Origin of the sequence: Sphaerisporangium fuscum (genome assembly GCF_018531465.1) — a bacterium.
In the GTDB taxonomy this organism is placed as follows: domain Bacteria; phylum Actinomycetota; class Actinomycetes; order Streptosporangiales; family Streptosporangiaceae; genus Sphaerisporangium; species Sphaerisporangium fuscum.
Genome location: NZ_JAHDTF010000093.1, coordinates 1 through 625, shown reverse-complemented (window position 1 = coordinate 625; position 625 = coordinate 1). Strand labels below are relative to the sequence as shown.

Below are 625 nucleotides of genomic sequence, written 5' to 3'. Positions count from 1 at the left end.
CGGCTTCTCCGCGCGCACCGCCCCGCCGTCCCAGTCCTGGCAGCCGGCGCAGCCCTGGCAGCCCGCCCAGCCCGGCACGCCGTCGGCGGCGGTGACCCCGTCGCAGGCCGCGCCGCCGCCGCCCGGAGCCTGGATCGCGGTGGTCGCCGCCGACCGCGCCCACTACGACGCGATGATCGGCCAGGGCGGCCCCGACGCCGCCCGGGTGGCGTTCCCTCCGTACTGCCCGGAGCGCCGGTTCGTCCTGACCGGGTCGGAGATGCGCGTCGGGCGGCGCAGCCAGTCGCGCTCCCTGGTGCCCGAAATCGACCTGTCGGGGCCGCCCGAGGATCCCGGCGTCTCCCACCTGCACGCCGTGCTGCTCGCCCAGCCCGACGGCACCTGGCAGCTGGTCGACCCCGGGTCGGCCAACGGCACGCTGGTGAACGGCAAGACCGTGGAGGTCAACGTCCCCGTACAGCTCGCCGACGGCGACCGCGTGCACGTGGGCGCGTGGACCGTCATCACGGTGACGAGGAGCTGAGATGACGGTCACTGGTCCCCCCACCGGCCCGGCCGCGCCCGCCGGCCCCGCAGCCGGGGGCGGCGCGCCCCTTGCTCCGGTGGCCTCGCCCGGCCTCGCCCC

General features: G+C 77.8%; 1 protein-coding gene. It reads left to right on the top strand.

The window, feature by feature from the left end; genetic code table 11:
* Window positions 1-523 (top strand): FHA domain-containing protein (locus KIK05_RS46455; protein WP_214417343.1); only part of this gene is annotated, 523 nt, incomplete at its 5' end.
* Window positions 524-625 lie beyond the last annotated feature (102 nt).